We start from the raw sequence: 26941 nt of genomic DNA on the forward strand, positions 1-26941 counted from the left end.
TACCGGCTCCCGCTCCCCCTCAGTCGGCCCCCTCCCCCGACCCGCCCCGCCGGTCCCGCGCCCGCTCCCACAGACGCCCCACGCGCGCGAGCGGCCCCGGCCCCTCCCCGCGACCCCGGTGTCCGTGGACCCGGGGATCGTCCGTGACGTCGTAACGCTTCACGTAGGCACCCAGGAACGCCTGCAACGTCGCAACGGCAGGGATGGAGATCAGCGCACCGACGGCGCCCAGGAGGGCGGTGCCCGCGATGACGGAGCCGAAGGCGACGGCGGGATGGATGTCCACGGTCTTCGAGGTCAGTTTGGGCTGAAGCATGTAGTTCTCGAACTGCTGGTAGACCACGACGAAGATGAGCACCCACAGCGCGTACAGGGGCGAGACCGTGAAAGCGATCAGCATGGGCAGCGCGCCCGCGAGATAGGTGCCGATGGTGGGGATGAACTGCGAGACCACGCCCACCCAGACCGCGAGCACGGGCGCGTACGGGATGCCCAGGGCCTCGAGCAGCACGTAGTGCGCGACGCCGGAGATCAACGCCATCAGTCCGCGCGAGTACAGATAGCCGCCGGTCTTGTCGACGGCGATCTCCCACGCCCGCAGCACCTCGGCCTGCCTGGCGGGCGGCAGGACGGAACACAGTGCCCGGCGCAGACGCGGCCCGTCGGCGGCGAAGTAGAACGAGAACAGGCCGATGGTCAGCAGCTGGAAGAGACCGCCGAGGACCTGCGTGGAGACGTCCAGGACGCCGGCGGCACTGTTCTGGGCGTACTTCCTCAGCCAGTCGGAGTGCAGCAGCCCCTCCTGGATGTCCACCCGCCGCAGTTCGGTGTGGAACGTCGTGTTGACCCAGTTGATCACGGAGTCGAGGTAGTCGGGGAAGCCCTCGATCATCTTGATGATCTGACCCGCGAGCATCGAGCCGAGCAGCGTGAAGAAGCCGGCGAGCACGATCAGCAGACCGAAGAAGACCAGAAAGGTGGCGAGTCCACGGCGCATCCCGCGGGAGGACAACCGGCTGACCGCCGGCTCCACGGCGAGCGCCAGGAAGAACGCGATCAGGATGTTGAGCAGCAGGCCGATGAGCTGGTGGAAGGCCCAGGTGCCCAGCTGGAACACGGCGATGAGAGCCAGCGCGAGCACCATGGCGCGCGGGAGCCACCGCGGCATGCGTGCGCCCTGCTCGGCGCCCTCACCGGCCGGGGGCGGCCCGGTGGGCGGCGTCACGCCGCGCGGGGATGCGTGCCCGGCGGCCTGCTCGGTCTCGTCAGTGGGTGCCACGGACCAAGTCTCGCCTACGGCGCCGACAATCCGACAGCCGCCTGCGATCTTCGCGACGGATCAGCGCATCTCCTGTGGAACGTTCATCACCGTGCACACCACGCGCCACACGTCCTTGGCCTCCCAGCCGTCCGCCAGCGCATCGCGCACCGTACGCCCGCCGAGTTCCGCCATCACGTGATCGCGCGCGAAGGTCTCGGCGTACCCCGTACCGAAGTGCTCGTCCATCCGCTGCCAGAAGACCGTCAACCGCATGACACCAGTATCCCGCGCGCGGGGGTGCTGCTCGCCGGGACCGCCTGCCGAGACCGCTTTCCGCCCTACGGTCTGACGCATGGCCGAAACCGGAGCATCCCCACTCCCCCCGACGCCCCCGGCGCACTCCCCGATCTTCCGCGCCGAGCACTTCGTCTGGCTCACCGCGCGCGTGCTGGAGCAGCGCGTCTTCGCGCACGACTTCCTGCACGGCGCCGCCGACCCCGTCGAGACCGCCCTCGACGCCTACCGCAACGAAGACGGCGGATACGGCCACGCCCTGGAACCCGATCTGCGGGGCCCGGTGAGCCAGCCCCTGCACACCGCGCGCGCACTGCGCGTCCTGGACTCCATCGGGCGTCTCGGCGGGCGGCGCGTGGAGCGGGTGTGCCGCTATCTGACCTCGGTCTCCACGGGGGACGGCGCACTGCCGGCGATCCATCCCAGCCAGCGCGGGTACCCGGCGGCCCCCTTCATCCCGATCGTGGACGATCCGCCCAGCGAACTCCTGGCGACCGGGCCGGTGGTGGGCCTGCTGCACCGCAACGACGTGTGGCACGCCTGGCTGTTCAGGGCCACGGACTTCTGCTGGCAGGCGGTGGACTCCCTGGAGCGTTCCCATCCGTACGAGATCGAGGCCGCCGTGGCCTTCCTGGACTCCGCCGTCGACCGCCCGCGCGCGGAGGCGGCCGCCGACCGGCTGGGCCGCCTGGTGCGCGCGCAGCGGCTCGCCGTGCTGGATCCCGGCGACCTCGACGCGTATCCCGTCGCGCCCGGCTACGCCCCCGGCGAGCACCACTTCCCGTACGACTTCGCGCGGACCCCGCATTCCCTCGCGCGGGCGTGGTTCACCGACGACGAGATGGCACGCGCCCTGGACCATCTCGCAGACGATCAGCAGAAGGACGGCGGCTGGCCCGTCCGGTGGCGCCGCTGGGCGCCCGGCACCGCGCTGGAAGCACGGCCCATGGTGACGATCGAGGCCCTGCGCACCCTCAGGGCCTACGGTCGCGCCATCGGCTGATACCGCAGGTCTTCACGCCGGACCGGTGCCGGCACCCGGCGTCGCCGAAAGACCGCGTCCGCCCTGCCTCACCGTCACCCGCCCATGGCCCGCACCCCTGCCGTCACCACCACGGCGGCCGCGACGACCAGCAGGAAGGGGGCCCGCAGCATCAGGGCCACGAGGGCCGCGGCCAGCCCCGCGGCCCTGGCGTCCAGCACGAGCGCGTGGCCGTCCGCGAAGGTCTGCTGGGCGGTGAGGGCGGCGAGCAGGGCGACGGGGAGCAGGGCCGCGAACCGTCTGACGCGGGGACGCTCGAGAAGACCGGCGGGCACGAGCAGTCCGGCGAGCTTGACCAGATAGCAGCCGACCGCGGTCGCCCCGATCGCGATCCAGGTGTTCAACGCTTCGCCTCCCCTTCGACGTCGGCCTGTCCGGCCCGGCGCCGGCCCTCGAGGCAGAGGACGACCGGCGCGGCGAGCGCGGCCGCCAGCACGGGCACTCCGGCGGGCAGCACCGGCAGCAGGCCGAGCCCCAGGAGCACCGCGAGGCCGGCGACGGCCCGCTCGGCGGTGGTCTTCACCATGGGCGCGAGCAGCGCCAGGAAGACGGCCGGCCCGGCCGCGTCCAGCCCCCACGCGTCCGTGTCCCCGATGGCCTCGGCGCCCAGGGCGCCCAGCAGTGTGGTGAGGTTCCACAGCACGTACAGGGTCAGCCCGGTGACGGCGAAGCCGAGGCGCGAGGCGCGCCGCCCGGTCTGGGCGAGCGAGACCGCCGCCGTCTCGTCGATCACCCACTGGGCGGCGAAGGGGCGGACCGCGCGCGGGAGGGCCAGCGACTGCGACAGACGCAGCCCGTAGAAGGCGTTGCGCACACCCAGGAAGAAGGCTCCCGCGGCCGCCGTCAAGGGATTGCCGCCTGCCGCCAGCGCTCCGACGAGCGCGAACTGGGACGCGCCCGTGAACACGAGGAGACTGAGCGCGCAGGTCTGCCACACCGACAGTCCGCTGCCCGCCGAGGTCACCCCGAAGGCGAACCCGGAGAGGCCTACGGCGATCCCGACGCCGAGGGCGTCCCGTACGACGGCGGCGTCGGGCCGTCCTCCGCCGTCGGGTCGTATGTCTGTGAAAGCTGTCTGTTCTGCCACACCGACAACGGTAGGAGGAGCCCCTCGCGCGAGTCTTGTACGTTCTTGCGCTCCCGCTGGTAGGCCCCAGGGGGGACTCCGACGATCCGGGCGAAGTGGCGGTTGAGGTGCGGCTGGTCGGTGAACCCCACCGCGACGGCGGCCTCCGCGGGTGCGGTCCCCGCGTCCAGCAGCCGCCGCGCCCGCCGCACGCGCGCGTCGGTCAGCCAGGCATGGGGCGGCAGCCCGTACACGTCCCGGAAGGCCCGCAGCAGCGCGAACGAACTCGTCCCCAGATCCCCGGCCAGCTGCTCCAGCGTCGGCGGATCGGCCAACCGCTCCTCCAGCACGGCACGCGCGCGTGCGGCGACCCGCTCCCCTGCCGACCGCACCTCCCGCTGCGGAAGCGGTCCGCCGTTGAGCCGCAGCAGTCGCGTCACGGCCACCCGCAGCAGCGTGTCGGCGGCCAGCGCATTGCCCTCCTCGGCCGCCCGGAGCACCTGATGGACCAGTCCGACGGCGTACGGATCGTCCAGTACCGGGCTGGTGAACCCCACAGTGCCGCGAAGGGTCGTCGTCTCGGCCGCGATCCCGGCCACCACGTCGGGCGACGGATACACCGCCCCGTACCGCCACCCCTCCGGGACCCCGGCCCGCCCGGTGTGCGGGGTGTCCGGATTGACCAGGGCGAGCGTCCCCGCTCCCGCGTACCGGTCTGCGCCCCGGTGGTGGAAGACCTCCACGCCCTCGGCGATGGCGGCGATCACGAAGTGCTCGTGCGTGTGCCGTACGAAGGTCTTGCGGACGTACCGGGCTCGCAGCAGATCGACGCCGGGCAGCTCGGCATACTGCCAGTGCCGCGCCCGCTCACCCGACCCCGAATTCACCACCTCCCCATTCTCCGTGACGCGCCGCCGCCCCTCCGGTTCCCGCCCCCCTCTTCCCGCCCGGCCCGCCCCTGCCACTCGGCGGACGCCGGCCGCGCGGGCTGGACGACGCCACATCACCGCAGGTCAGAGCGTTTGTCAGTGGCCGGGTGCAGGATGGACGCATGGCCAGTTCCACACATCGAGCCCTCGACGGCTTCTCCCCCGCGACCCGCAGCTGGTTCACGGGGGCGTTCTCCGCGCCCACCGCGGCCCAGGCGGGCGCGTGGCAGGCCATCCGCGAGGGCTCGGACGTGCTGGTGGTGGCCCCGACCGGCTCGGGAAAGACGCTGGCCGCCTTTCTCGCCGCCCTGGACCAGCTCGCCTCGACACCCCCGCCGGCCGACCCGAAGAAGCGCTGCCGGGTCCTCTACGTCTCCCCCCTCAAGGCCCTCGCCGTCGACGTGGAGCGCAACCTCCGCAGCCCCCTGACCGGCATCCGCCAGGAGTCCGTACGCCTCGGCCGGCCCGAGCCGGAGATCAAGGTCGGTATCCGCTCGGGCGACACCCCGCCCGCCGAGCGCCGCGCCTTGTCCACGCGTCCGCCGGACATCCTGATCACGACACCCGAGTCCCTGTTCCTGATGCTGACGTCGGCCACGCGAGACGCGCTGACCGGCATCGACACGGTGATCCTCGACGAGGTGCACGCGGTGGCGGGCACCAAACGCGGCGCGCACCTGGCGCTCTCGCTGGAGCGGCTCGACGCACTGCTGCCGAAGCCGGCCCGCCGCATCGGCCTCTCGGCCACGGTCCGGCCCGTCGACGAGGTGGCGCGCTACCTCTCCCCGCACCGCAAGGTGGAGATCGTCCAGCCGAAGTCCGGCAAGGAGTTCGACCTCTCGGTCGTCGTCCCCGTGGAGGACCTGGGCGAGCTGGGCGGCTCGCCGGTCGCCGACGGCTCCGAAGGGGCGGAGCGTCCGTCGATCTGGCCGCATGTCGAGGAGCGGATCACCGACCTCGTCCAGGCCCACCGCTCCACGATCGTGTTCGCCAACTCCCGCCGGCTCGCCGAGCGCCTGTGCAACCGGCTCAACGAGATCGCCTACGAGCGGGCCACCGGCGAGCCGCTGGACGAGCACCACTCCCCGGCTCAGCTCATGGGCGGCTCGGGCGCGGCCCAGGGCGCCCCGCACGTCATCGCGCGCGCCCACCACGGCTCGGTCTCGAAGGAACAGCGCGCGCTCGTGGAGGAGGACCTCAAGGCGGGCCGGCTGCCTGCCGTCGTGGCGACCTCGAGCCTCGAACTCGGCATCGACATGGGCGCGGTGGACCTCGTCGTCCAGGTCGAGTCCCCGCCCTCGGTGGCCTCGGGCCTCCAGCGCGTCGGCCGCGCGGGACACCAGGTGGGCGCCGTGTCGACCGGAGTGGTCTTCCCGAAGTACCGCGGCGACCTCGTCCAGGCGGCGGTGGTCACCGAGCGGATGCGCACGTGTTCGATCGAATCCCTCAAGGTCCCCGCCAACCCCCTCGACGTGCTGGCGCAGCAGCTCGTCGCCATGACCGCGCTCGACACCTGGCAGGTCGACGACCTGCTGACCACGGTCCGCCGTGCCGCGCCGTTCGCGTCCCTCCCGGAGTCGGCGTTCACCGCGGTCCTGGACATGCTGGCCGGCCGCTACCCGTCCGACGCGTTCGCCGAGCTGCGTCCGCGCGTGGTGTGGGACCGCGTCGCCGGCACGGTCACCGGCCGTCCCGGCGCCCAGCGTCTCGCCGTCACCTCCGGGGGCACGATCCCCGACCGGGGCCTGTTCGGCGTCTTCCTGGCGGGCTCCGACCCCAAGAAGGGCGGGGGCCGGGTCGGCGAGCTGGACGAGGAGATGGTGTACGAGTCCCGCGTGGGCGACGTCTTCACGCTCGGCACCAGCTCCTGGCGCATCGAGGACATCACGCGCGACCGCGTCCTGGTCTCCCCGGCTCCCGGCGTCCCGGGCCGCCTGCCGTTCTGGAAGGGCGACCAGCTGGGCCGCCCGCTGGAGCTCGGCCGCGCGGTGGGCGCGTTCCTGCGCGAGGTCGGCTCCCTGTCCAAGGACGACGCCCGGCTCCGGCTGCTCGCCGCGGGGCTGGACGCCTGGGCGGCCGACAACGTGCTCTCCTACCTGGACGAACAGCGTCAGGCCTGCGGACACGTCCCGGACGACCGCACGATCGTCGTGGAGCGTTTCCGGGACGAGCTGGGTGACTGGCGGGTCGTCGTCCACTCGCCCTTCGGCGCCCAGGTACACGCCCCCTGGGCCCTGGCCCTCGGCGCCAAGCTCTCCGAGCGGTACGGCATGGACGCCCAGGTCATGCACGCCGACGACGGCATCGTCCTGCGGCTGCCCGACGCCGACCTGATGAGCCTGGACCTGCTCGACCGGGAGCCGACGCAGACCGGCGCCCTCTTCGACACGGCGGGCGGCGCCGAGGAAGCGCCGGTGGGCGCCGCGGACGTCGTCTTCGACAAGGGCGAGGTCGACCAGATCGTCACCGACCAGGTCGGCGGCTCGGCCCTGTTCGCGGCTCGCTTCCGCGAGTGCGCCGCCCGCGCGCTGCTGCTGCCGCGCCGCAACCCGGGCAAGCGCACCCCGCTGTGGCAGCAGCGCCAGCGCGCCGCCCAACTGCTCCAGGTGGCCAGCGAGTTCGGCTCGTTCCCCATCGTCCTCGAAGCCGTCCGCGAGTGTCTCCAGGACGTGTTCGACGTGCCCGGACTCGTGGAGCTGATGGGCGACCTGGAGGCCCGCAAGGTGCGCCTGGTCGAGGTCACCACCCACGAGCCCTCCCCCTTCGCCCGCTCCCTCCTCTTCGGCTACGTCGCCCAGTTCCTCTACGAGGGTGACTCCCCGCTCGCCGAGCGCCGCGCCGCAGCCCTCTCCCTGGACTCACGCCTGCTCGCCGAACTGCTCGGCCAGGCGGAACTGCGCGAACTGCTCGACGCGGAGGTCCTCACCGAACTGGAACAGGAACTCCAGTGGCTCACCGAGGACCGGCGGGCGAAGGACCCCGAGGGTGTCGCGGACCTCCTGCGTCTCCTCGGCCCGCTCACCGACGCCGAGCTCGCCGAACGCGGCGCCGAACCGCACTGGGCGCAGGAGCTGGGCGCCGCCCGCCGTGCCATCCGGGTGCGTATCGCGGGCGCCGAGCACTGGGCCGCCATCGAGGACGCCGGCCGTCTGCGCGACGCGCTCGGCACCGCGCTGCCGGTGGGCGTGCCGGAAGCCTTCACGGAGCCGGTCAAGGATCCGCTCGGCGACCTCCTCGCGCGCCACGCCCGCACCCACGGCCCCTTCACCTCCGCCAGCGCGGCCGCCCGCTTCGGCCTCGGCGTGGCGGTGACCGAGGGTGCCCTTCAGCGGCTCGCGGCCGGCGGACGCGTCGTCCAGGGCGAGTTCCACCCGGCAGGCATCGGCCAGGAGTGGTGCGACGCCACCGTCCTGCGCAGGCTGCGCCGCCGCTCCCTGGCCGCCCTGCGGCACGAACTGGAGCCGGTTTCACCGCCCGCGCTCGCCCAGTTCCTGCCCCAGTGGCAGCACATCGGCAAGGGCCACTCCCTGCGCGGCACCGACGGACTGGTGCGTGTCCTCGAACAGCTCCAGGGCGCCTCGGTGCCCGCCTCGGCCCTGGAGAAGCTCGTCCTGCCGTCCCGCGTGCGGGACTACACCCCGGCGATGCTGGACGAACTCACCGCGTCCGGAGAAGTGATCTGGGCCGGAGCGGGCGCCCTTCCCGGCAAGGACGGCTGGATCTCCCTGTACCTGGCGGACTCGGCGCCCCTGCTCCTCCCGTCTCCGCACCCCCTGGAGCTGACAGCACTGCACCAGTCGGTGCTGGACGCCCTCTCCGGCGGCTACGGCCTGTTCTTCCGCCAGATCGCCGATCAGGTGCGCGCCACCACGCACCCCGACGCCACCGACCCGCAACTCGCCGACGCCGTCTGGGATCTGGCCTGGTCCGGCCGGCTCACCAACGACACGCTCACCCCGCTGCGGGCCCTGCTGGGCTCGGGGCGCACCGCCGGCTCCACCGCCCATCGCGCCAAGCGTGCCGTCCCGCGCGGGCGCTACGGCTCGCTGACGGCGGCTGCCCGCCCCGCCTCCCGCGGCGGCCCCCCGACGGTCGCCGGACGCTGGTCCCTCCTGCCGGCCCACGAGTCCGACCCGACGGTCCGCGCCCACGCCCTCGCCCGCACCCTCCTCGACCGGCACGGCGTGGTGACCCGGGGCGCGGTCGCCGCCGAGGGCGTCGAAGGCGGTTTCTCGGCGACCTACCGCATCCTGTCCGTCTTCGAGGAGAGCGGTCAGGCCCGTCGCGGATATGTCGTCGAAGGCCTCGGCGCGGCGCAGTTCGCCATGGACGGCGCCGTGGACCGGCTGCGCGCGGTGTCGAACGCCCGTGACCGCGATGAGCCGCTGCCGGACCGGACCCCGGCCACGGGCACCTCCGACAGCTACCCCTTCTCCGACGGCTTCCCGTCCGACGACACCTGGGACACCTCCGTCCTCGACGGCCGCTCGCCCTCCCCCTTCGGCGTTCCGGCGGCTCCCGCCTCGCGCGACGAGTACGTATCGCCCCTCGACCTCGCCTCCCCCGGCGCGGGCGGCCCCCGAGGAGGCAATGGCTTCCCGGACTTCCCGGGCATCCAGAACGGCGCGGGCCGCCCCGGCCCCCACGACGCCCGACGCGCCCAGAACCGCAAGCCCTACGGCAGCGCCTCGCCCGCCTCCCGCGCCGTCGTCCTCGCCGCTGCCGACCCGGCGAACGCCTACGGCGCCGCACTGGGCTGGCCCGAGCCACCGACCGGCGCCGGGCACAAACCGGGCCGCAAGGCCGGTTCCCTGGTGGTCCTCGTGGACGGCGAGCTCACGCTCTACATGGAGCGCGGCGGCAAGACCCTCCTGGCCTGGCCCTCCACCCCGGGCGGCGAGGACGCCCCCGTCGACGACCCCCGCCTGCGCGCCGCCTCCGAGGCCCTCGCCGAGGCCGCGCGAGCGGGCTCCCTCGGCACGGTCACGGTGGAGCGCGTCAACGGCGCCTCGGCCCTCACCTCCCCTCTCGGCGCCCTTCTGGAAGGAGCGGGCTTCATCGCCACCCCACGCGGCCTGCGCCTGCGCGCGTGACCGCCGCGTCCCGACCCGCGGCGGCTCCCGTGTCACCCTTGACCCATGCCCGAAGGTGACACGGTCTGGCAGGCCGCGAAGCGACTGCACGGCGCTCTCGCGGGCAAGGTGCTGACCCGCTCGGACCTCCGGGTCCCCAAGTACGCCACCGCCGACCTCACCGGTCGCGCCGTCCTGGACGTCACTCCGCGCGGCAAACACCTCCTCACCCGGGTCGAGGGCGGGCTGACGCTCCACTCGCACCTGCGCATGGACGGGTCCTGGAAGGTGTTCGCGAAGGACCAGCGCTGGACCGGTGGACCGGCCCACCAGATCCGGGCGATCCTCGGCACCCATGACCGCACGGCCGTCGGTTACCGCCTCCCGGTGCTCGAGCTGTTGCGCACCGCCGACGAACAGCGAGCCGTCGGCCACCTCGGTCCCGACCTGCTGGGCCCCGACTGGGACCCCGAGCGGGCCCTCGCCAACCTCTTCGACGACCCCGCCCGCTCCCTCGGCGAAGCTCTCCTCGACCAGCGCAACCTCGCCGGCATCGGCAATGTCTACAAGTGCGAACTCTGCTTCCTGCTGGGCGTGACCCCGTGGCTCCCCGTCGGCGCGCTCCCCGCCGACCGCTCCTCGAAGCTGCCCGCCCTGGCGAAGAAACTCCTGGAGGCCAACCGCGACCGCCCGGTCCGCAGCACGACGGGCCGGCGCGGTCAGGACCTGTTCGTCTACGGCCGTGCGCCCCGCCCCTGCCTGCGCTGCGGGACGCGGGTCCGGATGGCCGACCAGGGGGACGGGTCCCGCGAGCGCCCGACCTACTGGTGCCCCACCTGCCAGGCCGGCCCCGCCCCCGCACCGGGCTCCCCGCCGACACGCCGCCTGCACCCACGCACCGCCCGTTGACGGTCCCCGACCGCGCGCCCTCGCAACCCCGTCGTGAGGCGCCATGTCAATGCCCGAACACACGCAGCACAATTGACGGACCGTCAGAAACCCTCGTACGGTCCTTGCATGGCCGTGAAGGCGTACGACCTCACCGGACGCACCGCGTTCGTCACCGGCGCGGCGAGCGGGATCGGCCGCGCCTGCGCCGTACTGCTCGCCGAGGCGGGCGCGACCGTGCACGGCGCGGATCGCGACGCGCGGGGGCTGCACGAAACGGCGACCCTGATCAAGGACGTCGGCGGCACGGCCCGCACCCACCACCTCGACGTCACCGACCGCGCGCAGGTCCGAGAGGCCGTCGAAGCCTGTGAACGACTGGACGTCATGGCCGCCGTCGCCGGGATCATGCACAGCAGCCCGGTCCTGGAGACCAGGGACGAGGACCTCGACCGGGTCCTGGCCGTCAACTTCAAAGGTGTGCTGTACGCATGCCAGGAGGCCGCCCGCCTGATGCTGGCGCACGACACCCGCGGCAGCATCATCACCATGGCCTCCGGCGCCGTGGACACCGGCGGCCCGGGCCTGCTCTGCTACGGGGCGGCCAAGGCGGCCGTAGTCCAGCTGACGAAAACTCTGGCGACGGAGGTCGGCCGACACGGCATCCGTGTCAACGCCGTGGCCCCCGGCTGGATCCGCACGCCGATGACCGACCGCCACGACGCAGGAGCGCAGGCTCACGCGGAGGCGCTCATGGCCCGCATGTCACCGCTGGGCCGGGTCGGCGAACCCGAGGACATCGCCCACGCCGTGCTCCATCTGGCCTCGGACGCGTCGACGTTCACCACAGGCCAGATCCTCCGCCCGAACGGCGGCGTGGCCATGCCCTGGTAGCCCTGCGACGACCACCCGCACGCCCACACGCGCTTCCAAAGACCCGTACCGACCCTCACGCGCCCCGAAGTCAACAGCACCGACCCCCGCCATACCGGCCGCCCACACCCCTGAGAACGCACCCTCCGAAACTCCGACCAGCCGCAGGACCACCGGGTCACCGGGTCACCGGACCGCAGGACCACCGGGCCACCGGGCCACCGGACCGCAGGACCACCGGACCGCAGGACCACCCACTCACCAGCTCACCGGGCCACCGGACCGCAGGACCACCCGCTCACCAGCTCACCGGGCCACCGGGCCACCGGGCCACCACGGGAACCTGAGCCGTCACCTCTCCCGCAGTCCCGCGCCGGCCTCGGACTCCTTGCCTCCCGCGTCCTCGCCCCCGGCGCTCCCACCGCCGGCTCTACCGGTCCTCCCGGTCCCCCGCCAAGCGGCCGACCACCGCCCCTCCGCGACCGCGCCCACCGCACGGGCCTTGGCCACGCAGTGCACCGGCAGCAGGCTCAGCCCCCACCCGCCGGCGGCGACAGCTCCCTCCATCACCCCTGCCCCGGGCACCACGACGAGCCTCACCACGGCCCACCACCACAGGGCGCCCAGTCCCAGGCCGAGCCCCAGCACGACTCCCTGTCCCGCCGTTCGCCCCGCCACGGTCGTCACCTCCGGCCCGAGCCTCACAACACCCCGGAAACCACGACACCCCGCGAACGCCCCCCGTCCTCGGAGAACCGAACGCCAGACGCCCGTGCCCACCCCCGGCAGAGCACCCGGGCGGCACACCGGCGCGTCACCGCGCCGCCCGCCCGTCTCGCACGTTCTTCCTCTCGCGCGTCGGGTGCCTCACACGTTGTGTGCCTCACACGTTCTCCGCCTGGAACATCCAGTGATGCTTCTCGAGATCGGCGGTGATCCCGATGAAGATGTCCTGGGTCACGGGATCCGCGTCCCCGGTCGCCCCCACCCGTTCCCGCATCCGGGTGATCACCGCGCCCAGAGCGTCGACCAGGGTCCCCACCGCGTCGGAGTCCTTGATCCAGCCCGCGGACACCGCACCGATGCCGCTGCCCGCCGACACCGTCGCCGCACGTCCGTCCGGCGAGACGCCGAGCGCGGAGGCTCGCTCCGCCACGGTGTCGGAGTGGGTGCGGGCGACGTCCACGACCTCGTCGAGTTGCAGGTGGACGGACCGGAAGCGGGGCCCGACGACATTCCAGTGGACCTGTTTGGCGACGAGCGACAGGTCGACCAGATCGACGAGGGCGCCCTGCAACGCCTGCGAGACGGTCTTCAGGTCGGCGTCGGACAGGGGACTCTTCACGACGTACATCCGTACCTCCGGTGGTAGACCCCCGTGGTGCCCCTCCACGATGACCTCAGCACCCGGCACCGGCAAACGGACGACCGACGAACGCCAGACGGACGGCGGCCGGCGAAAAGCAGAACCGGCAGCGGACACGAGCCGAACGGCTGCCGGACGACGGACGCGGAAAACCCGGACGCGAAAAACCCCGACCGCACCCTCTCCGGGTGTTCCCGGAGAAACCCCGGCCGGGGCCTCACACGTGCCTGTCGTGCCTGTCCAGGTGGTTGCGTCGCGCGTCTACACGTCCACGCGCCCGACGCCCGCACCAGCGGCTGTCACGCGGCGACCACGTCCACCGCCTCGGCGGGCGCCTTGATGGTCACCCGCTCCGGTGGCACACCGGTCACCGATACGGAACCCAGCATCGGACGAACCGACGCGGGCACAGGCTGGCTGGGGGTGGCCGCTGCAGACTGGGCCAGCTCGGCGAGAGCGAGCTCGTCGCTCACTTCCCGCATGAGCTCGGACATCCGTACGTCCAACGCGTCGCAGATGGCGGAGAGCAGCTCGGAGGAAGCCTCCTTCTGCCCCCGCTCCACCTCGGAGAGATAGCCGAGTGAGACTCGGGCGGACGAGGAGACTTCGCGCAGAGTACGGCCCTGGCGCTGGCGCTGCCGACGCAGCACGTCACCCAGCAGGCGACGGAGCAGAATCATCGGTGGCTCCCTCCTCGGACCGCGTAGCCGCATCCTTCACGCCCCACCGTACCGCCTCGCGCTGCGGCCGTGCGGGGAGCGATGTCGTGTTCACTCAGGGCTGCAAACATCAAAACCCCCCGTTCTGTTCCGTATCCTGTGCCCGCTCGTTCCGGGTCTGTTCGCCCGCAAGCTCGCTCAGGAGCAGTGCGAGTACGCTCCGTACACTCTCTCTACGAATTTCCGCCCGGTCGCCGTTCAACCGCAGGGCCTCCACTTTTCCGCCGCCGGCGGAAACGGAATCCGTTCCGAAGGGCCCGTCCACCGCCACGAAGACCGTCCCCACGGGCTGTCCGTCCTGCGGATCGGGGCCGGCGACGCCCGTGGTCGCGATGCCCCAGTCGGCGCCCAGCGCCTTGCGCACTCCGGCGGCCATCCGGGCCGCGACCTGCGCGTCCACGGCGCCGCGGGCGGCCAGCAGATCCGCGTCCACACCGAGCAGCTCGTGCTTGAGGTCGGTGGCGTAGGCGGTGACCGAACCGCGGAAGACCTTGGACGCGCCCGGAACGGTTGTGATCTCCGCCGCGACCAGGCCACCGGTAAGTGACTCGGCCACGGCGAGCGTCTCTTCCTTCACCGTGAGTAGTCGCACCACGTCCGTGGCCGGGGAATTCACGCTTGCGTCTCCTCCAACGCGGCCTTGCGCTCGGCGATTCCCTGCCTGCGCAGCACGATGGCCTGTCTTACGTAGTCGAGTCCGGTCACCACGGTCAGGACGACCGCCGCGGCCATCACCCACCATCTCAGGGTGGCCAGCCAGCCCGTGAGGGGCAGGACGTACATCCCGACGGCCACGCCCTGGGTGAGGGTCTTCAGCTTGCCGCCCCGGCTCGCCGGGATGACGCCGTACCGGATGACGAGGAAACGCAGCAGCGTGATCCCGAGTTCCCGGCCGAGGATCACGATCGTCACCCACCACGGCAGGTCGCCGAGCGAGGAGAGACAGATCAGCGCCGCTCCCATGATCGCCTTGTCGGCGATGGGATCGGCGATCTTCCCGAAGTCGGTGACGAGGTCGTACGTCCGCGCCAGGTGCCCGTCGAACAGGTCGGTGATCATGGCGACCGCGAAGGCCGCCCAGGCGAAGGCGCGCCACGCCGGGTCGTAGCCGCCGTCGGCCAGCATCAGCGCGACGAAGCCCGGCACCAGGAGCAGCCGAAGCATCGTCAGCAGATTGGCGATGTTCCAGACGCTCGCCTGGTTGACGGCGGCGGCCGCCAGCTTCGCACCACGGGGCGGTCTGGCGACGCCTTCCGGGTCGGCGCTCAGGGCGGCTCCGGCAATGGCGGCCACGTCCGAAGGAGCCGACGCGGCCTCCTCCGCCTGAGAGCTCCGGGAAGCAGACGAGGCCTGGGGGTCCGGCGAGGTCTGCGAAACCGGTGACGCCTGCGAGGAGCCGCCCGCAGCCGATGCCGGAACACCCGTCATCTGCCCGCCTCCTCACTACACCCGACCGAACCCGGCAGGGGCTCGGCCACCAGGTCGACACCTTCCGTCCCGACCACCTTCGCCTCGACCATACGGCCGACGCTCAGGTTTTCGCCCGACGTGAGCAGCACGTGCCCGTCCGTCTCCGGAGCCTGGTGCGCCCCACGGCCGTACACGCCCTCCTCGTCCACGGACTCCACCAGGACGTGCACGGTCTCGCCCACACGCTCCTCGGCGCGCTGGGAGACGAGCTCCTCGGCGAGCCGGGAGACACGGGCCAGCCGCTCGGCCACGACGTCCACGTCGAGCTTGTCGTCGTAGGTCGCGGCCTCGGTGCCCTCCTCGTCGGAGTAGCCGAAGACGCCGATCGCGTCCAGTCGCGCGCCGTTCAGGAAGCGCTCGAGCTCGGCCAGGTCGGCCTCGGACTCGCCGGGGAAGCCCACGATGAAGTTGGAGCGCACGCCCGCCTGGGGCGCCTTGCTCCGGATGGTGTCGAGCAGTTCCAGGAAGCGGTCGGTGTCGCCGAAGCGGCGCATCGCGCGCAGCACCCCGGGCGCCGAGTGCTGGAAGGACAGGTCGAAGTAGGGCGCGATCTTCGGCGTCGAGGTCAGCACGTCGATCAGCCCCGGCCGCATCTCGGCCGGCTGGAGGTAGCTGACCCGCACCCGCTCCAGGCCGTCGATGTCCGCCAGCTCGGGCAGCAGGGACTCCAGCAGACGGATGTCGCCGAGGTCCTTGCCGTAGGAGGTGTTGTTCTCGGAGACCAGCATGATCTCCTTGACGCCCTGCTCGGCCAGCCATCGCGTCTCGTTCAGCACGTCGCTGGGCCGGCGCGAGATGAAGGAGCCGCGGAAGGACGGGATGGCGCAGAAGGTGCAGCGCCGGTCGCAGCCCGAGGCGAGCTTGACGGAGGCGACCGGGGCGCCGTCGAGACGGCGGCGCAGGGGCGCGCGGGGGCCGGACTGCGGGGCGAGTCCCTCGGGCAGGTCCGTCGGCGCGCCGTGCCCCGGCAGGGCCACGTCCGGGGCCGACTGGCGCTCCGCCGGGCTGATCGGCAGGAGCTTGCGCCGGTCACGCGGGGTGTGGGCAGCGTGGATGCCGCCGTTCAGGATGGTCTGGAGGCGGTCGGAGATATCGGCGTAGTCGTCGAAGCCGAGCACGCCGTCGGCCTCGGGGAGGGCGTCGGCGAGTTCCTTGCCGTACCGCTCGGCCATGCAGCCCACGGCCACGACGGCTTGGGTTCTGCCATGCCCCTTGAGGTCGTTGGCCTCCAGCAGGGCGTCGACGGAGTCCTTCTTGGCGGCGTCGACGAAGCCGCAGGTGTTGACGACGGCGACGTCCGCGTCCTCGGCGTCCTCCACGAGGTGCCAGCCGTCCGCCTCCAAACGGCCTGCGAGCTCCTCCGAGTCCACCTCGTTGCGGGCGCAGCCAAGAGTGACGAGTGCGACGGTACGGCGTTCAGGCATGGGCTCAAGACTACTTTGTCCCACCGGCACCGGACGTCGACGGGGTTGGCGATCTCCGCCGACCCCGTCGGCCCGAAGGCACGCCCGGCTCATCCGACCTGCGGGTCGCCCTTCGTGTACGTCAGCCGCTCCACGGCACCGGGCCGGAAGTCGTCGTTGATCTTCTTGCCGTTGACGTACAGATCGATCGCGCCGGCGTCTCCGAGGACCAGGTTGATCTTCTCGCTGTCCTGGAAGGTCTCGGAGTCGCCCTTCTTGAGCAGGTCGTCGAAAAGCAACCGGCCGTTGTGGTCCTTGGCGGAGATCCAGCTGCGCCCGTCCGCGGCGACGACCTGGACGGTCACCTTGTCCTGGGGGGCCGCGGCGATGGCGCTGTCGGAGGGTTCCGGCGTCTTGTCGGCGGGTTTGCCGGTCTTCGTCGTGGGCGAGGCGGTCTTGCCGGTCGTGGGCGTCGCACCGTCGGCGACCTGGTCCTTCGACCCGCCGTCGTCGCCGCCCGTGAAGGCGGTGAAGCCGACGAAGCCGACCACGGCGACGATGGCGGCGACCATGGCCGCGGTCCAGTTCGGCCCGCGCCGCTCGGGGCGGATGCGTTCCGCCTCGAAGAGCGGCGCGGCCGGGGTCGGCGCGGGACGGCCGCCGTGGGTGTCGTCGTACCGCTCGATCAGCGGCGCGGGGTCGAGGTGGACGGCTCGGGCCAGCGTCCGGATGTGCCCTCGGGCGTAGACGTCTCCGCCGCAGGGCGTGAAGTCGTCCGACTCGATGGCGCGGACGATGGCGATCCGGACCCGGGTGGCGGTGCTGACGTCGTCGACGGTCAGCCCGGCCGCGATGCGCGCCTGGCGCAGGGCGCGGCCGATGGAGAAGGGGGCTTCCTCGGACGGGTCTTCGAACGGACGCTCGTCTTCAGGGGAGTTGCCGATGGACACGGGGGCGCCTTTCGAGCGTATAGCCACCTGTGCTGGAGGTTCAGTCTAGGGGGGGTGCCGAAGGGAGGGGCAACCGGGCGGTGGGACCTTTACGCCATCGGTATGGCCGGACACACCGATGACGGGCCGGTTACGGCCCCTGGCGAGGAGCCGTACCTGTCCTCTCGCTCAACTGGACGTATGCCGAAGGGAAACGGTTGCCCACTGTTCTCTAACGGGTGGATCACGGCCGACCCCCGCTTCCCCGGCTGACGTCTACCCCTCAGACTTCCCCGGACTCCCCCCGGATCACCGCGAGCACCCCGTCCAGCTCGTCCGGCTTCACGAGAACGTCACGCGCCTTGGAGCCCTCGCTGGGCCCGACGATGTTCCGCGACTCCATCAGGTCCATCAGCCGCCCGGCCTTGGCGAAGCCGACACGCAGCTTGCGCTGGAGCATCGACGTCGAGCCGAACTGGGTGGAGACGACCAGTTCGGCCGCCTGGCACAGCAGGTCGAGGTCGTCGCCGATGTCCTCGTCGATCTCCTTCTTCTGCTTGGTGCCGACGGTGACGTCTTCGCGGAAGACCGGCGCCATCTGGTCCTTGCAGTGCTGGACGACGGCCGCGACCTCGGCCTCGGTCACGAAGGCGCCCTGCATACGGGTCGGCTTGTTCGCGCCCATCGGCAGGAACAGCCCGTCGCCCTTGCCGATCAGCTTCTCGGCGCCCGGCTGGTCGAGGATGACGCGCGAGTCGGCGAGCGAGGAGGTGGCGAAGGCGAGCCGCGAGGGCACGTTCGCCTTGATCAGGCCGGTGACGACGTCGACCGAGGGACGCTGGGTGGCGAGGACCAGGTGGATGCCGGCCGCGCGCGCGAGCTGTGTGATGCGCACGATCGAGTCCTCGACGTCCCGCGGGGCGACCATCATCAGGTCGGCGAGCTCGTCGACGATCACCAGCAGGTACGGGTACGCCTGGAGCTCGCGCTCGCTGCCCTCGGGCGGCTTGACGGTGCCCTCGCGCACCGCGCGGTTGAAGTCGTCGATGTGCCGATAGCCGTACGCGGCCAGATCGTCGTAACGCAGGTCCATCTCGCGTACGACCCACTGGAGCGCCTCGGCGGCCCGCTTGGGGTTGGTGATGATCGGCGTGATGAGGTGCGGGATGCCCTCGTAGGCGGTGAGCTCGACGCGCTTGGGGTCGACGAGGATCATCCGGACGTCCTCGGGGGTCGCCCTTATCATCACCGACGTGATCAGGCAGTTGATGCAGGACGACTTGCCGGATCCGGTGGCGCCGGCGACCAGCATGTGCGGCATCTTCGCCAGCGAGTGCATGACATAGCCGCCCTCGACGTCCTTGCCGAAGGCGACCAGCATCGGGTCGTCGTCCTCGGCGGACTCGGCGAGCCGCAGCACGTCGCCGAGGTTGACCATCTCCCGGTCGGTGTTGGGGATCTCGATGCCGACGGCGGACTTGCCGGGGATCGGGCTGATGATGCGCACGTCGGGGCTGGCCACGGCGTACGCGATGTTCTTCGCGAGCGCGGTGATCCGCTCGACCTTCACGGCGGGGCCGAGCTCGACCTCGTAGCGCGTGACCGTCGGCCCGCGGGTGAAGCCCGTGACGGCGGCGTCGACCTTGAACTCGGTGAAGACGTTCGTCAGCGACGCCACGACGGCGTCGTTGGCCGCGCTGCGCACCTTGCCGGGGCCCCCGCGCTCCAGAAGGTCGAGCGAGGGCAGCGCGTAGGTGATGTCGCCGGACAGCTGGAGCTGCTCCGCCCGCGGCGGCAGTTCGCGCATCGTCTCGGGGGCCGACTTGGTCAGGTCGGGGACCGGCCCCCCATCGGTCCTGAGCTTCTCCTGCTTGGGCCGCGGGGCCGGTGCGGGTACGGGCGTCGGCGTGGTCGGCTCCCCCTCGCCCGCGCTGACCCCCTGGGTGAGATCGGCGACGATCCGCGAGGGCGGCATGCCGTGCAGGACCGCACCGTCGAGGTCGGCCGCCGCGGCCGCGGCGATGTCCACGGCGTCCAGCCGCCGGTCCATGGCCGGCTGCGGCACCGCCGAGCGCCGGGGACGGCCGCGTCGCTGGGAGAGCGCCTCCTGCTCGGCGTCCTCGGGGTCGTACGCCCGAGGGGCGCCCGAGCGCCGACGGGGGCGCCCGGGCAGCGCCTCGCGCCACTGTTCGTCGTAGCGCTCGTCGTCGTCGAAGTCGTCGTACTCGTCCGCCGCCGGGTCGTGCAGTACGCCCAGCCGGATTCCGAGCCGGCGCAGCCGCTGCGGGATGGCGTTGACCGGCGTGGCCGTGACCACCAGCAGTCCGAAGACCGTGAGCAGCACCAGCAGCGGTACGGCGAGGACCTCGCCCATGGTGTACGTCAGCGGGGTCGCCGCACCCCAGCCGATGAGGCCGCCGGCATCCCTTATCGCCTGCATGCCGCCACTGCGGGCGGGCGCGCCGCAGGCGATGTGGACCTGGCCGAGCACGCCGATGACGAGCGCGGACAGACCGATCACGATACGGCCGTTTGCCTCGGGCTTCTCGGGGTGGCGCACGAAGCGGACGGCGATGACCGCCAGCAGTATCGGCACCAGCAGATCGAGCCGCCCGAAGGATCCGGTCACCAGGATCTCGACGAGGTCGCCGACCGGTCCGCGCAGGTCGGCCCAGGTGCCCGCGGCGACGATCAGTGCGATGCCGAACAGCAGCAGCGCGACGCCGTCCTTGCGATGTGCGGGGTCGAGGTTCTTCGCGCCGTTCCCTATGCCGCGGAACACGGCGCCGACGGCGTGCGCCAGTCCGAGCCAGATGGCGCGCACCAGGCGGTAGACGCCCCCGGTGGGACTCGGGGCCGGTGCGGGCACGGGTTTGCGGGCCGCGGGCTTCCTGGCGGGCGCCTTCTTCGCCGGGGCCTTCTTGGCAACGGCCTTCTTCGCCGGAGCCTTCACGGGAGCAGCCGCCTTCTTGGCGGGCTGCTTCTTGGCTGCGGAAGGACGTGAGGCCATGGGTGTGAGGTTACCGGTGGAGACCACAACGGACACGTGTGCCCACTGCTTCACCCGTTCGTGTCGCTCTCCCGAAGGCGCGGAGCTGTCCCGCCCGCCCTCCCAGAAGGTGGAACTGACGCGTCCTCATGCACAACTCGATGCGTGGCACGCGCCAGTTCCGATCAGTTCTGCGACGACACCGACGCCGCGCCGCTGCCGGTGCCCGGCTCCAGGGCGTCCAGCGCCCGGCGCAGACCCGTGAGTTTGCGCTCCAGGTGCGCCGCCGTGGCCACCGCCGCCGCATCCGCGGACTCGTCGTCGAGCTGCTTGGACAGGGCCTCCGCCTGCTCCTCGACGGCCGCAAGCCGCGCCGAGAGTTCGGCGAGCAGACCCGCCGCCTCCTTGGCGCCTCCACCCGTGGCGGACTTGCCGCCACCGCCCTCCAACTGCAACCGCAGCAGCGCCGCCTGCTCACGCAACTGGCAGTTCTTCATGTACAGCTCGACGAACACCGAGACCTTCGCGCGCAGCACCCACGGGTCGAACGGCTTGGAGATGTAGTCCACCGCGCCCGCCGCGTATCCGCGGAAGGTGTGGTGCGGCCCGTGGTTGATCGCGGTGAGGAAGATGATCGGGATGTCCCGGGTCCGCTCCCGCCGCTTGATGTGCGCGGCCGTCTCGAAGCCGTCCATTCCCGGCATCTGGACGTCCAGCAGAATGACCGCGAAATCGTCCGTCAGCAGTGCCTTGAGCGCCTCTTCCCCGGACGATGCCCGCACCAGCGTCTGATCGAGCGCAGAGAGGATCGCCTCCAGCGCCAGCAGATTCTCCGGCCGGTCATCGACCAGGAGGATCTTGGCCTTCTGCACCATGGCCCGCCCTCCTCGCCCCGGCAGTGCACCGGGCGCCGCCCCTGGGGACGACTCCTTTGCGCCGCCCTTCCTTGTGCCGGTCATGGTAGCCGCACCCCGACCGTCGCCACACCCTGTCACCGTGATGTCACTGTGCACGTAGCAGGAACGCAGCAGAAGACCAGAAGGTTCCCCGGATCGCGCCCCACTACACAGCCGCGGGCACCCTGAGTCAGCAACTCCGGGCGCACGCCGAAGGTTCCCGTCACGCCGCGGGTCCCCTCACTCGTCCCGCATCCACTGCCTCATCACGGACAGCAGGTGATCGGGGTCGACCGGCTTGGTGACGTAGTCGGAGGCCCCCGACTCGATCGCCTTCTCCCGGTCGCCCTTCATCGCCTTGGCTGTCAGCGCGATGATCGGCAGCCCCGAGAACTGCGGCATCCGCCGGATGGCCGTGGTCGTCGCATAGCCGTCCATCTCGGGCATCATGATGTCCATCAGGACGACCGCCACGTCGTCGTGCTGCTCCAGGACCTCGATGCCCTCACGGCCGTTCTCCGCGTACAGCACCGACAGACCGTGCTGTTCCAGGACGCTGGTCAGTGCGAACACGTTGCGGATGTCGTCGTCGACGATCAGCACCTTCTCACCGCCGAACCGGATGCCCGCACGCGCGTCGGCCCCCGTCTCCTGCCCCCGGGCCGGCCACTGCTCCGGACGGCCCACCTGCTCGCCGCCGCTCACCAGCCGTCGGCGGCGCCGGAACAGAGCCGCGGGGCCGTTCTGCGCGTCCTGGTACGACCGCACCTCGGCCGGCATCTCGATCTCCGCCTCGGACAGCTCCGACAGCTCGCGCGCCCCGTTCTCCGAGGCCACCAGGTCACCGGCCTCCAGCGCGGGCACGACCTGCTGGTAACCCTGCGGCGGCAGCTCGCTCGGATGCAGCGGGAGGTACAGCGTGAACGTCGAACCACGGCCCGTCTCGCTCTGCGCGTGGATCTCGCCGCCGAGCAGCTGAGCGATCTCCCGCGAGATCGACAGCCCGAGGCCCGTACCGCCGTACTTCCGGCTCGTGGTGCCGTCCGCCTGCTTGAACGCCTCGAAGATCACCCGCATCTTGCTGGCGGCGATCCCGATGCCGGTGTCGGTCACCGAGAACGCGATCAGCGGCGCGTCGGCGTCGGTCAGCGAACCGGCCTCGAGCAGCTGCTCCCGGATCGCCACCGGCACCTCCGCCCCGGCCGGCCGGATGACCAGCTCGACCGACCCGGAGTCGGTGAACTTCACCGCGTTGGACAGCAGGTTGCGCAGTACCTGGAGCAGCCGCTGCTCGTCGGTGTGCAGCGTGGCCGGCAGCTCCGGCGACACCCGCACGGACAGGTCGAGGCCCTTCTCCGCGGTCAGCGGACGGAAGGTGGCCTCCACGTAGTCGACCAGCTGGACGAGCGCGATACGCGTCGGCGAGACGTCCATCTTGCCCGCCTCGACCTTCGACAGGTCGAGGATGTCGTTGATCAGCTGGAGCAGGTCGGACCCGGCGCCGTGGATGGTCTCCGCGAACTCGACCTGCTTCGGCGTCAGGTTGGTGTCCGCGTTGTCCGCGAGCAACTTGGCCAGGATCAGCAGCGAGTTGAGCGGAGTACGCAGCTCGTGCGACATGTTGGCCAGGAACTCGCTCTTGTACCGCATCGACACCGCCAGCTGCTCGGCACGCTCCTCCAGGACCTGCCGCGCCTCCTCGATCTCGGTGTTCTTCACCTCGATGTCGCGGTTCTGCCGGGCCAGCAGCTCGGCCTTCTCCTCCAGCTCGGCGTTGGACGCCTGAAGGGCCTTCTGACGCTGCTCCAACTCGGCCGACCGCTCGCGCAGTTGCTCGGTCAACTCCTGCGACTGCTTCAGCAGCTGCTCCGTCTTCGTGTTGACGGAGATCGTGTTGACGCTCGTCGCGATCATCTCGGCGAGCTGGTTGAGGAAGTCCTTCTGGATCTGCGTGAACGGCGTGAACGACGCCAGCTCGATCACCCCGAGCACCTGGCCCTCGAACAGCACCGGCAAGACGATCACCTGCGCGGGCGGCGCCTCACCGAGCCCGGAGGAGATCTTCAGATAGCCGCTCGGGGCGTTCGCGACCAGAATCGTGCGCTTCTCCTCGGCCGCCGTCCCCACCAGCGCCTCGCCCGGCCGGAACGACGACGGCATGGAGCCCATCGAGTAGCCGTACGAACCCAGCATCCGCAGCTCGTACAGGTCCGCGTCACCGTCGGCCGGCGGCATCGCCAGGAAGAACGCGCCATGCTGTGCGGCCACCAGGGGTGGCAGCTCGCTCATGATCAGCGAGGCCACGTCCTGGAGGTCGCGCCGGCCCTGCATCAGGGCGGACACGCGCGCGAGGTTCCCCTTGAGCCAGTCCTGCTCCTTGTTGGCGATCGTGGTGTCGCGCAGGTTGGCGATCATCTTGTTGATGTAGTCCTGGAGTTCCTGGATCTCCCCGGACGCGTCCACGTCGATCTTCAGATTCAGGTCGCCGCGGGTCACCGCGGTCGCCACGCGCGCGATGGCACGCACCTGCCGGGTCAGGTTCCCGGCCATCTCGTTCACGGATTCGGTCAGGTCACGCCAGGTGCCGTCCACGTCACGCACGCGTGCCTGACCGCCCAGCTGCCCCTCGGTGCCCACCTCGCGGGCCACCCGGGTGACCTCCTCGGCGAACGACGACAGCTGGTCGACCATCGTGTTGATGGTCGTCTTCAGCTCGAGGATCTCCCCGCGCGCGTCGATGTCGATCTTCTTCGTCAGGTCGCCCTTGGCAATGGCCGTCGTGACCATGGCGATGTTGCGCACCTGGCCGGTCAGGTTGGACGCCATGCCGTTCACCGAGTCCGTGAGGTCCTTCCACGTACCCGCCACACCCGGCACATGCGCCTGACCACCCAGGATGCCGTCCGTGCCCACCTCACGGGCCACCTTGGTGACCTGCTCGGCGAACGAGCTCAGCGTCCGCACCATGGTGTTGAAGGTGTCGGCGAGCTGCTGCACCTCACCGCGCGCCTCGATCGTCACCTGCCGCGTCAGGTCGCCGTTGGCGACGGCCGCCGCGACCTGGGAGATGTTGCGCACCTGCATGGTGAGGTTCTTGGCCATCAGGTTGACGTTGCCGCTGAGGTCCTTCCAGATGCCCGTGACGCCAGGTACGTGAGCCTGGCCGCCCAGGATGCCCTCGGTGCCCACCTCGCGGGCCACCCGGGTCACCTGCTCGGCGAACGACGACAGCTGGTCGACCATCGTGTTGACGGTGGTGACGAGCTCCAGGATCTCGCCCTTGGCGTCGACGGTGATCTTCTTCGACAGGTCGCCCTTGGCGACCGCGGTCGTGACCTCGGCGATCTGGCGCACCTGGATGGTCAGGTTGTTCGCCATGAAGTTCACCGACTGCGTGAGGTCCTTCCAGGTGCCGGAGACACCCTGCACCTCGGCCTGTCCGCCGAGCTGCCCCTCCGTACCCACCTCACGGGCCACTCGCGTGACCTCCTGCGCGAACGACGACAGCTGGTCGACCATCGTGTTCAGGGTGTTCTTCAGCTCCAGGATCTCCCCGCGCGCGTCCACCGTGATCTTCTGGGAGAGATCACCGCGGGCCACGGCGGTGGCGACCTGGGCGATGTTGCGCACCTGGGCGGTGAGGTTGCCGGCCATGCCGTTCACCGAGTCCGTCAGGTCCCGCCACACACCCGCGACGCCCGGCACCTGCGCCTGCCCGCCGAGCCGGCCCTCGGTGCCCACGTCCCGAGCCACCCGCGTCACCTGGTCGGCGAACGCGGAGAGCTGGTCCACCATCGTGTTGATGGTGTTCTTCAGCTCGAGGATCTCCCCGCGCGCGTCGACGTCGATCTTCTGCGACAGGTCGCCCCGCGCCACGGCCGTCGTCACCTGCGCGATGTTGCGCACCTGCGAGGTCAGGTTCCCCGCCATGGAGTTGACGGAGTCGGTGAGTTCCTTCCACGTGCCCGAGACGCCGTCCACCCGCGCCTGACCGCCCAGCCGGCCTTCCGTGCCCACGTCCCGGGCCATCCGGGTCACCTGATCGGCGAACGACGACAGCTGGTCCACCATGGTGTTCACGGTGTTCTTCAGCTGGGCCATCTCGCCGGAGACGTCCACCGTGACCTTCTGCGACAGATCACCGTTGGCCACGGCCGTGGTGACCTGCGCGATGTTCCTCACCTGTCCGGTGAGATTCCTGAACGCCGTGTTGACGGAGTCCGTCAGGTCCTTCCAGGTCCCCGCCGCGCCCGACACCTGCGCCTGACCGCCCAGCTCACCCTCGACCCCGATCTCCCGCGCCACGCGCGTCACCTCGGCACCGAAGGCCGACAGCTGGTCGACCATCCCGTTGACGGTGTTCTTCAGCTCCAGCATCTCGCCGGCCACGTCCACCGTGACCTTCTGCGACAGATCACCGCTGGCCACGGCCGTCGTCACGGCCGCGATGTCCCGCACCTGCGTGGTGAGGTTCCTGAAGACGGTGTTGACGGAGTCCGTCAGGTCCTTCCAGGTCCCCGCCGCGCCCGGCACGTTCGCCTGACCGCCCAGCTGCCCCGCGGCCCCCACCTCGTTGGCCACGCGCGTGACCTCGTCGGCGAAGGTGCGCAGCGTCTCCGTCATCTGGTTGATCGTGTCCGCGAGCTGCGCGACCTCGCCGCGGGCCGACACCGTCACCTTCTGCGACAGATCGCCGTTGGCGACCGCCGTCGTCACCTCAGCGATCCCACGCACCTGGGCCGTCAGGTTCCCGGCCATGGTGTTCACCGAATCGGTGAGTTCCTTCCACACCCCGTCCACACCGGACACCTGCGCCTGGCCGCCGAGGATGCCCTCGGTGCCCACCTCGCGGGCGACCCGTGTCACCTCGACCGAGAACGCGGAGAGCTGGTCCACCATCGTGTTGACGGTGTTCTTCAGCTCGAGCATCTCGCCCTCGACGTGAACCGTCACCTTCCGGGACAGATCACCCTTGGCCACAGCCGTCGTCACCAGCGCGATGTCCCGCACCTGCGCAGTCAGCCGGTACGCCATCGTGTTGACGGACTCCGTGAGGTCCTTCCACGAACCCGACATACCACGCACCTGGGCCTGACCGCCCAGCTTGCCCTCGGTGCCCACCTCACTGGCCACCCGCGTGACCTCGTCGGTGAACGTCGACAGCTGGTCGACCAGGTTGTTGACCGTCCGCCCGACCTTCAGGAACTCGCCGCGCAGCGGCTGCCCTGCCGCGCCCTCCGGCGTCTGCGTCCTGAGCTCCATCCGCGGCGACAGATCACCCTCGGCGACCGCCGACAGCACCCGCCCGACCTCGGAGACCGGCCGCACCAGGTCGTCGACCAGCGCGTTCGAGTTGTCGACGGCCGTCGCCCAGGAACCCTCGCAGGCACCCGTCTCGAGCCGCTCGGTGAGCTTTCCCTCACGACCCACCATCCGCCGCACCCGGGACAGCTCACCCGTCAGATGCAGATTGCGGTCCGCGACCTCGTTGAACACGGCCGCGATCTCCGACATCACGCCGTCCCCGGACACCGTGAGGCGCTTGCGGAAATTGCCCTCCCGCATGGACACCAGGGCGCCCAGCAGCCGGTTCAGGGCCGCCGTGTCCACGACGGTCGTCCCGCCGCGCGGTGTGCGCGGCCTGCTCAGAGACTGTCCGCCTTTCGCGCGCGCCTTAGTGCCCCGCGTCGCTGCGCCAGACTCCACTTGTCCCTCCCGCAGGGCTCGACCGTTACCGCTGTACC

General features: G+C 71.2%; 19 protein-coding genes. 4 read left to right on the forward strand and 15 right to left on the reverse strand.

Annotated features, from left to right (window positions below):
• Positions 1–19: 19 nt before the first annotated feature.
• Positions 20–1279, reverse strand: coding sequence for an AI-2E family transporter (locus tag OHS71_RS11915; RefSeq protein WP_328479366.1), 1260 nt, complete (start codon positions 1277–1279; stop codon positions 20–22).
• Between the two features lie 60 nt (positions 1280–1339).
• A complete protein-coding gene (locus OHS71_RS11920; protein WP_328479367.1) occupies positions 1340–1534 on the reverse strand; it encodes a DUF3046 domain-containing protein in 195 nt (64 codons plus the stop codon).
• Between the two features lie 79 nt (positions 1535–1613).
• On the opposite strand from OHS71_RS11920, the gene OHS71_RS11925 reads away from it, so the two are divergent.
• Positions 1614–2558: a hypothetical protein gene (locus tag OHS71_RS11925; protein ID WP_328479368.1), complete on the forward strand. Its 945-nt coding sequence runs from the start codon at positions 1614–1616 to the stop codon at positions 2556–2558.
• 74 nt (positions 2559–2632) lie between these two features.
• On the opposite strand, the gene OHS71_RS11930 is transcribed toward OHS71_RS11925, so the two are convergent.
• Genes OHS71_RS11930 through OHS71_RS11940 form a run of 3 tightly spaced genes read right to left on the reverse strand, consistent with a single transcriptional unit; the run spans position 2633 to position 4553 of the window.
• Positions 2633–2941, reverse strand: a complete 309-nt coding sequence (locus OHS71_RS11930) for an AzlD domain-containing protein (protein ID WP_328479369.1) — start codon at positions 2939–2941, stop codon at positions 2633–2635.
• A complete protein-coding gene (locus OHS71_RS11935; protein WP_328479370.1) occupies positions 2938–3684 on the reverse strand; it encodes an AzlC family ABC transporter permease in 747 nt (248 codons plus the stop codon). The genes OHS71_RS11930 and OHS71_RS11935 overlap by 4 nt, the downstream gene beginning before the upstream one ends.
• On the reverse strand, positions 3585–4553 hold the full coding sequence (locus tag OHS71_RS11940; protein ID WP_443046911.1) for an AraC family transcriptional regulator: 969 nt from the start codon (positions 4551–4553) through the stop codon (positions 3585–3587). Before OHS71_RS11940 ends, OHS71_RS11935 begins: the two co-directional genes overlap by 100 nt.
• A 161-nt stretch (positions 4554–4714) precedes the next feature.
• Here OHS71_RS11940 and OHS71_RS11945 point away from each other — a divergent pair, with 161 nt between their 5' ends.
• The 3 genes from OHS71_RS11945 (at position 4715) to OHS71_RS11955 (ending at position 11446) form a co-directional block, all read left to right on the forward strand.
• Positions 4715–9685 carry an ATP-dependent helicase gene (locus tag OHS71_RS11945; RefSeq protein ID WP_328479371.1) on the forward strand — a complete coding sequence of 1657 codons (4971 nt, stop codon included), beginning with the start codon at positions 4715–4717 and terminating at the stop codon, positions 9683–9685.
• A gap of 45 nt (positions 9686–9730) precedes the next feature.
• Positions 9731–10573 carry an Fpg/Nei family DNA glycosylase gene (locus OHS71_RS11950; protein ID WP_328479372.1) on the forward strand — a complete coding sequence of 281 codons (843 nt, stop codon included), beginning with the start codon at positions 9731–9733 and terminating at the stop codon, positions 10571–10573.
• A gap of 108 nt (positions 10574–10681) precedes the next feature.
• Positions 10682–11446 (forward strand): SDR family NAD(P)-dependent oxidoreductase, encoded by a 765-nt coding sequence (locus OHS71_RS11955; protein WP_328479373.1) that lies wholly within the window; start codon positions 10682–10684, stop codon positions 11444–11446.
• Between the two features lie 330 nt (positions 11447–11776).
• On the opposite strand, the gene OHS71_RS11960 is transcribed toward OHS71_RS11955, so the two are convergent.
• The 10 genes from OHS71_RS11960 to OHS71_RS12005 all read right to left on the reverse strand — a co-directional run bounded on the left by OHS71_RS11960 (position 11777) and on the right by OHS71_RS12005 (position 26903).
• Positions 11777–12103, reverse strand: a complete 327-nt coding sequence (locus OHS71_RS11960) for a hypothetical protein (RefSeq protein ID WP_328479374.1) — start codon at positions 12101–12103, stop codon at positions 11777–11779.
• A 205-nt stretch (positions 12104–12308) separates the two neighbouring features.
• Positions 12309–12779 carry a Dps family protein gene (locus OHS71_RS11965; protein ID WP_328479375.1) on the reverse strand — a complete coding sequence of 157 codons (471 nt, stop codon included), beginning with the start codon at positions 12777–12779 and terminating at the stop codon, positions 12309–12311.
• A 311-nt stretch (positions 12780–13090) separates the two neighbouring features.
• Positions 13091–13471 (reverse strand): helix-turn-helix domain-containing protein, encoded by a 381-nt coding sequence (locus OHS71_RS11970; RefSeq protein ID WP_190150275.1) that lies wholly within the window; start codon positions 13469–13471, stop codon positions 13091–13093.
• Between the two features lie 109 nt (positions 13472–13580).
• Positions 13581–14126: a CinA family protein gene (locus tag OHS71_RS11975; protein WP_328479376.1), complete on the reverse strand. Its 546-nt coding sequence runs from the start codon at positions 14124–14126 to the stop codon at positions 13581–13583.
• Positions 14123–14938, reverse strand: a complete 816-nt coding sequence (gene pgsA / locus OHS71_RS11980) for a CDP-diacylglycerol--glycerol-3-phosphate 3-phosphatidyltransferase (RefSeq protein WP_328479377.1) — start codon at positions 14936–14938, stop codon at positions 14123–14125. The genes OHS71_RS11975 and pgsA overlap by 4 nt, the downstream gene beginning before the upstream one ends.
• Positions 14935–16404, reverse strand: a complete 1470-nt coding sequence (rimO, locus tag OHS71_RS11985) for a 30S ribosomal protein S12 methylthiotransferase RimO (protein WP_328479378.1) — start codon at positions 16402–16404, stop codon at positions 14935–14937. Before rimO ends, pgsA begins: the two co-directional genes overlap by 4 nt.
• An 89-nt stretch (positions 16405–16493) precedes the next feature.
• Positions 16494–17333 carry a helix-turn-helix domain-containing protein gene (locus OHS71_RS11990; protein ID WP_328479379.1) on the reverse strand — a complete coding sequence of 280 codons (840 nt, stop codon included), beginning with the start codon at positions 17331–17333 and terminating at the stop codon, positions 16494–16496.
• A gap of 262 nt (positions 17334–17595) precedes the next feature.
• Positions 17596–20322 (reverse strand): DNA translocase FtsK, encoded by a 2727-nt coding sequence (locus OHS71_RS11995; RefSeq protein ID WP_328479380.1) that lies wholly within the window; start codon positions 20320–20322, stop codon positions 17596–17598.
• A 164-nt stretch (positions 20323–20486) separates the two neighbouring features.
• A complete protein-coding gene (locus OHS71_RS12000; protein WP_328479381.1) occupies positions 20487–21176 on the reverse strand; it encodes a response regulator in 690 nt (229 codons plus the stop codon).
• 261 nt (positions 21177–21437) lie between these two features.
• A complete protein-coding gene (locus OHS71_RS12005; RefSeq protein WP_328479382.1) occupies positions 21438–26903 on the reverse strand; it encodes a HAMP domain-containing protein in 5466 nt (1821 codons plus the stop codon).
• Positions 26904–26941: the final 38 nt, after the last annotated feature.

It is taken from the genome of Streptomyces sp. NBC_00377, assembly GCF_036075115.1.
In the GTDB taxonomy this organism is placed as follows: domain Bacteria; phylum Actinomycetota; class Actinomycetes; order Streptomycetales; family Streptomycetaceae; genus Streptomyces.

Excerpts from the sequence above, each read along its gene's own strand:
- rimO (WP_328479378.1), bottom strand. The coding sequence starts at position 16,404 with ATGCCTGAACGCCGTACCGTCGCACTCGTCACTCTTGGCTGCGCCCGC.
- OHS71_RS11970 (WP_190150275.1), bottom strand. The coding sequence starts at position 13,471 with ATGATTCTGCTCCGTCGCCTGCTGGGTGACGTGCTGCGTCGGCAGCGC.
- OHS71_RS11950 (WP_328479372.1), top strand. The coding sequence starts at position 9,731 with ATGCCCGAAGGTGACACGGTCTGGCAGGCCGCGAAGCGACTGCACGGC.
- OHS71_RS11945 (WP_328479371.1), top strand. The coding sequence starts at position 4,715 with ATGGCCAGTTCCACACATCGAGCCCTCGACGGCTTCTCCCCCGCGACC.
- OHS71_RS11920 (WP_328479367.1), bottom strand. The coding sequence starts at position 1,534 with ATGCGGTTGACGGTCTTCTGGCAGCGGATGGACGAGCACTTCGGTACG.
- OHS71_RS11965 (WP_328479375.1), bottom strand. The coding sequence starts at position 12,779 with ATGTACGTCGTGAAGAGTCCCCTGTCCGACGCCGACCTGAAGACCGTC.
- OHS71_RS12000 (WP_328479381.1), bottom strand. The coding sequence starts at position 21,176 with ATGGTGCAGAAGGCCAAGATCCTCCTGGTCGATGACCGGCCGGAGAAT.
- OHS71_RS11925 (WP_328479368.1), top strand. The coding sequence starts at position 1,614 with ATGGCCGAAACCGGAGCATCCCCACTCCCCCCGACGCCCCCGGCGCAC.
- OHS71_RS11995 (WP_328479380.1), bottom strand. The coding sequence starts at position 20,322 with ATGGCCTCACGTCCTTCCGCAGCCAAGAAGCAGCCCGCCAAGAAGGCG.
- OHS71_RS11955 (WP_328479373.1), top strand. The coding sequence starts at position 10,682 with ATGGCCGTGAAGGCGTACGACCTCACCGGACGCACCGCGTTCGTCACC.
- pgsA (WP_328479377.1), bottom strand. The coding sequence starts at position 14,938 with ATGACGGGTGTTCCGGCATCGGCTGCGGGCGGCTCCTCGCAGGCGTCA.